The organism is Azospirillum oryzae (genome assembly GCF_900177515.1).
Lineage (GTDB): Bacteria > Pseudomonadota > Alphaproteobacteria > Azospirillales > Azospirillaceae > Azospirillum > Azospirillum oryzae_A.
This window is the reverse complement of sequence record NZ_FXAK01000005.1, coordinates 117,324-125,000: the sequence shown is the minus strand read 5'-3', so window position 1 is coordinate 125,000 and position 7,677 is coordinate 117,324. Positions and strand designations below refer to the sequence as shown.

The 7,677-nt window shown below is 66.0% G+C and carries 8 protein-coding genes; 6 read left to right on the top strand and 2 right to left on the bottom strand.

Annotation, left to right across the window (positions count from 1 at the left end; translation table 11 throughout):
* Positions 1-38: 38 nt before the first annotated feature.
* The 4 genes from B9N97_RS34880 (at position 39) to B9N97_RS09185 (ending at position 4,155) form a co-directional block, all read left to right on the top strand.
* Complete coding sequence (locus B9N97_RS34880) at positions 39-398, top strand: hypothetical protein (protein WP_143266574.1); 360 nt, start codon at positions 39-41, stop codon at positions 396-398.
* A 681-nt stretch (positions 399-1,079) separates the two neighbouring features.
* Positions 1,080-2,276, top strand: coding sequence for a glycine betaine/L-proline ABC transporter ATP-binding protein ProV (proV, locus tag B9N97_RS09195; protein WP_085085601.1), 1,197 nt, complete (start codon positions 1,080-1,082; stop codon positions 2,274-2,276).
* Positions 2,277-2,279: 3 nt separating this feature from the next.
* On the top strand, positions 2,280-3,206 hold the full coding sequence (locus tag B9N97_RS09190; RefSeq protein ID WP_085085599.1) for an ABC transporter permease: 927 nt from the start codon (positions 2,280-2,282) through the stop codon (positions 3,204-3,206).
* 52 nt (positions 3,207-3,258) lie between these two features.
* On the top strand, positions 3,259-4,155 hold the full coding sequence (locus B9N97_RS09185) for a glycine betaine ABC transporter substrate-binding protein (protein WP_143266572.1): 897 nt from the start codon (positions 3,259-3,261) through the stop codon (positions 4,153-4,155).
* 45 nt (positions 4,156-4,200) lie between these two features.
* On the opposite strand, the gene B9N97_RS36710 is transcribed toward B9N97_RS09185, so the two are convergent.
* Positions 4,201-4,323, bottom strand: a complete 123-nt coding sequence (locus B9N97_RS36710) for a hypothetical protein (RefSeq protein WP_280174754.1) — start codon at positions 4,321-4,323, stop codon at positions 4,201-4,203.
* A 144-nt stretch (positions 4,324-4,467) separates the two neighbouring features.
* Entirely contained in the window at positions 4,468-4,986 is a 519-nt protein-coding gene (locus tag B9N97_RS09175; RefSeq protein ID WP_143266571.1) for a hypothetical protein, read from the bottom strand.
* A gap of 167 nt (positions 4,987-5,153) precedes the next feature.
* On the opposite strand from B9N97_RS09175, the gene B9N97_RS09170 reads away from it, so the two are divergent.
* Together B9N97_RS09170 and B9N97_RS09165 are read left to right on the top strand one after the other, a co-directional pair.
* Positions 5,154-6,968, top strand: a complete 1,815-nt coding sequence (locus B9N97_RS09170; protein WP_085085593.1) for a sensor histidine kinase — start codon at positions 5,154-5,156, stop codon at positions 6,966-6,968.
* Complete coding sequence (locus B9N97_RS09165) at positions 6,958-7,584, top strand: response regulator transcription factor (protein WP_085085591.1); 627 nt, start codon at positions 6,958-6,960, stop codon at positions 7,582-7,584. Before B9N97_RS09170 ends, B9N97_RS09165 begins: the two co-directional genes overlap by 11 nt.
* The last annotated feature ends 93 nt before the right edge of the window (positions 7,585-7,677 follow it).

Here is a 7,677-nt window from a genome sequence, read left to right as displayed (position 1 = left end):
CACGCCGCGTCCGACCAGCCAAGCCGATGGCCAGTGCAATGCCGAACATCGCCTCACTGATTTCCGGCGCGGTGTCTGTGCTGCTCAGGGCGAGGCTGATCGCGCCCGTGTTCTGTGGCATCTCCATCCGGGTCAAACACCTGCGATGGCATCAGCGCGCCGCTGAGCGCCTTCTTGCCGCAGTCAGTACGCTCATCCGGGGCAGCAATGCCCGACACGAGCGGTCCGGTACCGGCATCGAGCGCCTGCCCTCCGCATCATTTCGTGCATTCGGAAGCCGGCGGTATCTACATTTTGCATGCGCAGAAGGAGTCGGAGTCACTGCCGTGCCGGAAGATCATTTTCCCAAATCGATTGGGAAGACGATCGCCTTCGCGGCGTTCGCTCGCTTTGTTTGAGCCGGTGTTGGCCGGGAGGATCAGCAGCGCGGCCCCATTCTCTCAAGGCTGTGTCGAACAGCAGGAATCCTCCCGATTACGGCGGCGTTGAAGCCAATGCCCATCGCTCACGGATGCCGAATTTCACACAGCATCCCGGCCGGAATTTTTGGTCTGTAGACGGCTACGTTGAAGGGTGGTTCGTTGCAGATTCACCAAAAGGAAAAAAATCTTAAAATACCGCGTTTCTTCCCTATCAGACAGGGAGGAAATCCGGCTGTGGCAAAAAGGGCTTCAAATCCAAGATAGATGTTGTTAGCCTTGGCTCCGCCGTTTGGTGATCAACCTCACGGTGCTGAGTGAGCGGTAAGCTCGGAACCCTGATAATGCGTTATGGTGGCGCAGCATGTGGAGATAAAAATATGATCAAGTCATAGGAATAGTTCTTTGTATTTGTCAGTAAGCCTTCTGTATTCTGAGTCAGTGCGGTAAATACAATCGTTCTGTGGGTATGATGTTCGCCGTAACTGCGATGGGCTAGTTGTCCCGCCGCAGGGTGCCGAAACCGGCTGCGGACTGAAATCCCTCTCGCGTGCCCTCCGATCCGCGGCACGCTCCTGCTTCCACGAAGGCTGCATCCCAGAACCGGCCCCGACAGGGTCCGGTGCCGTTCGCGTCTTGCCAAACCGGAGGCATCAGCGCATGACCGCAAAAATCGCCGTAAAAGGCGTTACGAAGATCTTTGGAAACCACCCCCGACAGGCCCTCGATCTGTTAAAGGCCGGTCATTCCAAAGAGGAGATTTTCAAACGGACGGGCCAGTCCGTCGGCGTGCAGGACGCCAGTCTGGAGATCGAGGCCGGCGAAATCTTCGTCGTGATGGGCCTCTCCGGTTCCGGCAAGTCCACGCTGGTCCGCATGCTCAACCGGCTGATCGACCCCACCGTCGGTGAAGTCCTGATCGATGGGCGCGACATCACCAAGCTGTCGCGGGCGGAACTGACCGATCTGCGCCGCCGCGACCTCGGCATGGTGTTCCAGTCCTTCGCCCTGATGCCGCACATGCGCGTCTGGCAGAACGCCGCCTTCGGACTGGAGATCGCCGGCCAGGATCTGCGGACCCGACGCGAAAAGGCGCAGGCCGCGCTGGAGGCGGTCGGCCTCGGCGCCTATGCCGAGAGCTGGCCGAACCAGTTGTCCGGCGGCATGCAACAGCGTGTCGGACTGGCCCGCGCCCTTGCCAACGAGCCGTCGGTCCTGTTGATGGACGAAGCCTTTTCCGCGCTGGATCCGCTGATCCGTTCGGAAATGCAGGACGAGTTGCTGCGGCTTCAGGCCGAACGGCAGCGCACCATCGTCTTCATCAGCCACGATCTCGACGAGGCCATCCGCATCGGCAACCGGCTGGCGATCATGGAAGGCGGCCGGATCGTGCAGGTCGGGCGGCCGGACGAGATCCTGAAGCAGCCGGCCAACGACTATGTCCGCTCCTTCTTCCGCAACATCGACGTCACCAAGATCCTGACGGCCGGCGACATCGCACGGCGCGATCAGGTGACGCTGACCCGGCATACCGGCGACGGCCCACGCGCCGCCGTGCGGCAGCTGCGCGAGCGTGACCGCGAGTTCGGCTATGTCCAGGACGCGCGCCGCCGATTCCACGGTGTGGTGTCGGTGGAGAGCCTGATGTCGGCCATCGAGCGCGGCAACGGCTCGACCACCCTGGACGACGCGCTGCTGCCGGGGATCGAACCGATCACCGACGATCTGCCGATGGAGGAGGTTCTGCCGCGCGTGGCGTCCAGCGCCTGCCCGCTGCCGGTGGTGAACGGGCAGGGCGCCTATGTCGGGGCGATCTCCAAGACCGCCTATCTCGAAACTCTTGGACGGAGCCGCTGACCCATGGATTTCAAGCTTCCTTTCGGCGATTGGGCCGAAGCGGTCGTTCTGTTCCTGCTGGACCATGCGCAGTGGCTGTTCGACGGCATCGACGTGGCGATCGGCGCAGTTGCCGACGGGGTGCAGACGGCGCTGACGTCGCTGCCCGGCGTGGTGCTGGCCGGGCTGGTGGTGCTGATCGGGCTGTGGCGGGTCGGCTGGCGGTTCGGGCTGTTCGCGGCGCTGTCGCTGCTTGTCGTCGCCGGGCTCGGCATGTGGAACCAGATGGTCGACACGCTGGCGCTGGTGCTGACCGCGACCACTGTGGCGCTGATTCTGGGCATCCCGGTGGGCATCTGGTCGGCGCGCAACGACCGGATCGAAGCGGTGGTACGACCCGTGCTCGACCTGATGCAGACGATGCCGGCCTTCGTCTACCTGATCCCGGCGGCGATGCTGTTCGGGCTCGGTCGCGTCCCCGGCACCATCGCGACGATCATCTTCTCCATGCCGCCGGTCGTGCGCCTGACCAGCCTGGGCATCCGGCAGGTGCCGCACGAGCTGGTGGAGGCCGGCCTCGCCTTCGGCTGTACGCCGCGCCAGCTTCTGGTCAGGGTGCAGATGCCGACGGCCCTGCCGTCGATCATGGCCGGCATCAACCAGACGATCATGCTGTCGCTGTCGATGGTGGTCATCGCGTCGATGATCGGCGCGGGCGGTCTCGGCAACGAGGTGCTGCGCGGCATCCAGCGGCTCGACATCGGCCAGGGCTTCGAAGGCGGGCTGGCGGTGGTGATCCTCGCCGTGCTGCTCGACCGCATCACCCAGAGTTTCGGCAACCGCAAGCCCGAGGATCGGAAATCCCGCCTCTCCTGGTCCGCCCTGGCGGCACGACGGAAGGCCGGCGCCGAGAAATCCAGCCTTGCGGATGGAGCCATTGAAGCGGGCTGACCTCCGGTCGCCCGACCCAAGCAAGAAGAAGACACCAAAAAGGACAAGCCTTATGCGACGTACGTTTCTGAAAATGCTGGCGGTCGCCGCTGCCGCGGTTGTCGGGACCGCCACGCTGGCGTCGCCCGTTCTGGCCGCCGACAAGAAGGAGCCGGTTCGCATCGGCTGGACCGCCTGGTCCGATGCCGAGGCGGTGACCAAGCTCGCCAAGCGCCTGATCGAGGACCGGCTGCACCAGCCGGTCGAACTGGTGCTGGCCGACATCGGCCTGCAGTATCAGGGCCTCAGCAAGGGCGACCTGGATTTCATGATGATGTCCTGGCTGCCGACGACGCACGGTTCCTACCTTGAGAAGGTCGGCGACGACATCGTGCCGCTCGGCATCCTCTACACCCGTGCCCGCCTGGGCTGGGCGGTTCCGGACTATGTCCCGGCCGATCAGGTCCGCACCATCGCCGATCTGGCGAAGCCGGAGGTGCGCAAGAAGCTGGACAACAAGATCCAGGGCATCGACCCCGGTGCCGGCCTGATGCAGGCATCCGAGAAGGCGGTCGAGACGTACGGGCTGAAGGACTACAATCTGGTGTCGGCCAGCGGTGCGGCGATGACGGCGGCCCTCGGCCGCGCCATCCGGCGCGACGAATGGATCGTCGTGACCGCCTGGAGCCCGCACTGGATGTTTGCCAAGTGGAAGCTGCGCTATCTGGAGGATCCGGAAGGCGTGCTGGGCGGGCTGGAGCGCGTCCATGTGATGGCCCGCAAGAGCTTCTACCAGGACTATCCGAAGGTGGCCGAGTTCCTGACGCGTATGTATCTGCCGCTGGACGAGCTGCAGGCGATCATGCTGGAGGCCGACAACAGCTCTTATGAGAAGGCGATCGACGACTACATCGCCAAGCACAAGCAGCGCGTGGATTACTGGGTCACCGGCGAAATGCCCGCTTCCTGATCCTGCACGTCCACATGCCCTCCTCCCTTCGGGGAAGGGGGCATTCTATTGATTGCCCGCGTCATCCCCTTCGATCGAACGGCGCCCCTCGGCATCGATCAGCACGCCCAGCTCCTCGTCGGCCAGTGTCAGGGACGGGCGCACCGGCAGGTGGAGCAGCCGCTGCATATTGGCCTCCTCTTCGGACAGCGACCGGCAGGCATTCCTCAACCTTGACCTCGCCCAGGCGGGGACCGATCCGCATTCGGCGGATCGCGGACGGCGGACGAGAAAGCGTTCGAGCCATTTCATCCGGTTTCTACCCTCCTCGGTTCAGCCCATCTTCTGGAAAGGCAGAGCCAGGAAACCCAGCGCGAAAAAGACCAGCGACAGCAGGACCAGGCGCAGCGCCCGCGTCCGGCTGCGGGCGCTCATTGTGTTGCCCCACAGATACTGTTCGAAGGCGATGGCGTAGCTGGCGGCCATCATGTCCATCAGGCCGGGCACCACCGCCTCCTCCCCGCGCTCGGTGCGGATGGCGTTCTCCGCCTCGACCAACCGGGGCAGGGGTGGCGGTTCGTGATGAATGAACAGCCATTCCACCATGACCACGTGGTACACGGCGCCGAGCATCGCGAGGACGCCGGCGCAGGCGGCGGCGGCGATGAACAGCGATACCGGCTCCTCCAGTCGCGTCGCGTCGAAGCGGGCGGCCAGATTGCCGAGCGAGAAAACGGAGAAGGAAATCGCCGCCACCGGCGTTCCGATGCTGCCGCGGATCGCCTCGCGCCGCGTGCGCTCGCTCAGATATATTTCGCGGAAATGCTCGAAGCGGAGTTCGTTCGGCGACATTGCGCTGATGCGGTCCGGACAGTGGCGAAGGCAGGGCGTTACCGACACCCAACCGCGCGGAATGGAATGAGTCTCGCCGATTTCCGATGCCGCCGTGACGGCGCGCCGCCTTGTGCCGGGGCGGTGGACGCGCTAAAGGGCTGAACCCCCTCGCAAGATCAGCCGCCATGGTCGTCCGCCTGCTGTTCGCTTTCCTGCTGCTGCTGTCGTCGCACGGATTGGCTGCCGACCCGCCGGTCCGGGTCGGCGTGCTCGCCTATCGGGGGGAGGAGCATGCGGCGGCGGTGTGGGAACCGACGATCCGCTATCTCGGCGACCATTTCCCCGGCCGTGGGGCGGAGATGGTGGCGCTCGACCTCGCCGGGATGGATGCCGCCGTGCAGAACCGGACGGTGGACCTGATCCTGACCAACACCGGCAACTATGTCGATCTGGAGGCGCGGTACGGCGTCACCCGCATCGCCACCCTGCAGTCCGGGCGGTCCTCCGGCAACGCCATCGGCTCGGCAATCATCGTGCGTGCCGACCGCCGCGACCTGAAGGATCTGCGCGACCTTCGCGGGCGGACCCTGATGGCCATCGATCCCGACGCCTTCGGCGGTTTCCAGGTTGCCTGGGGGGAATTGCTGGATGCCGGCGTCGATCCCTTCCGCGACCTGAAGGATTTGCGCTTTTCCGGCTTCCCGGTGGACCGCGTCGCCTTCGCCGTGCGCGACGGGACGGCGGATGCCGGCGTGCTGCGGGCCTGCGTGCTGGAGGAACTGGCGGCGGAGGGGCGGATCGACCCGGCGGACTTCCGCGTCCTTGGCTCCCGGAGCGCGCCCGATTTCGCCTGCGCCCATTCCACCGATCTTTACCCCGACTGGCCGCTGGCCCGTCTCGCCGGGACGCCGGAGGAACTGGCGAAACAGGCGGTGGTCGCCCTGTTCCAGATGCCGCCGGACCATCCCGCAGCAAAGGCCGGCGGTTACCAGGGCTGGGCGGTGCCGCGCGACTACCAGCCGGTCCATGCCCTGTTCCGCTCGCTGCGCATCGGCCCCTACCGCTCGTTGCGCGACGTCTCGCTGGTCGATCTGGCGCGAGAGAACTGGCATTGGCTGGCCCTGGCGGCCTTGGCGCTCTTGTGGTGGACAATCCATTCGCTGCGGGTGGAGCATCTCATCAAGGTCCGCACCGCTGAACTGCGTGCCGCCAACCGCGACCTCGTCCGCGAGATGGCGGAGCGCCGCCGTGCCGAGGAGAATGCCCGCGAGCGCCAGCGCGAGATCGACCATGTCGCCCGCCTGTCGATCCTGGGGGAAATGGCCAGCAACCTCGCCCATGAGCTGAACCAGCCGCTGGGCGCCATCGCCAACTACGCGCGCGGCTGCACCCGCCGGCTGGAGGCCGGCACCGGCCGGCCCGCCGAACTGGCGGACGCCACCCGCGCCATCGCCGATCAGGCCGACCGCGCCGCCCACATCATCGCCCGCATCCGCAACTTCGTCCGCAAGCGGGCGCCACAGATCGAGCCGGTCGACATCAACGACGCCGTCCGCGCCGCCGCCGCCCTGTGCGCCGACCGGGCGCGCAGCGCCGGCATCGCGGTCACGCTCGATCTGGCCGACGGGCTGCCGCGGGTGGCGGCCGACGCGGTGCAGATCGAGCAGGTTGTCCTCAACCTGATGAAGAACGGGCTGGACGCGATGGAGGGCTGTTTGCCGGCCGACGGGATCACAGTGCGCACCGGTCTGGACGGCGAGGGGCGGGTCAGGGTGATGGTCGCCGACCGCGGCCATGGCCTGAGTGCCGAGGCGCGGGAGCGGCTGTTCGACCCCTTCTTCACCACCAAGCCGGAGGGGATGGGCCTGGGCCTGTCGATCTGCCGGACCATCCTGGAATCTCATGGCGGCCATCTGTGGGCCGCAGACAATCCCGGCGGGGGCGTGGAGATTCGCTTCGTTCTGCCGGCGGTACAGGAGAACCCGACCCATGAGTCATGATGCGGAAAGTTCCGCCCCGCCGCGCACGGTCTATGTGGTGGACGACGATCCGGCGATGCGCCATTCGCTGGGCTGGCTGATCGGCTCGCTGGGGTTGGAGGTGCAGGGCTTCGCCTCGGCGGAGGAGTTCCTGCGGGCGCTGAAGCCCGACCGGCCGGGCTGCCTCGTTACCGATGTGCGCATGCCGGGCATGAGCGGGCTGGAACTGCAGGACACGCTGGCGCGGGCTGGGTCGCTGCTCTCCGTGGTGGTGGTCACCGGCCATGCCGACGTGCCGATGGCGGTGCGGGCGCTGCGGGCGGGGGCCGTCGATTTCATCGAGAAGCCCTTCAACGACCAACTCTTGCTCGACCGCGTGCATGAGGCGCTGGAGAAGTCGCGGCGCGCCTGGGAGGCGGCGGAGCGCAAGCGTGCCGTCCGCGCGCTGATCGGCCGGCTGACCCCGCGCGAGCGGCAGGTGGCGGCGCTGGTGGTCGCCGGAAAGCCCAACAAGGTCATCGCCGCGGAGATCAACCTGTCGATGAAGACGGTGGAGGTCCACCGCCACAATGTGATGGACAAGCTGGAGGTCGCATCGGTCGCTGACCTGACCCGGCTTTTGCTGGAGGCGGAATAACGGCCTGCGGCTTGGCGTCGCGGGGGAAAACCCTAAAAAGTGTGGGGAACACCGCAATGGGGCGCCGCCATGCCCCTGGCTATCCTTGGCCCT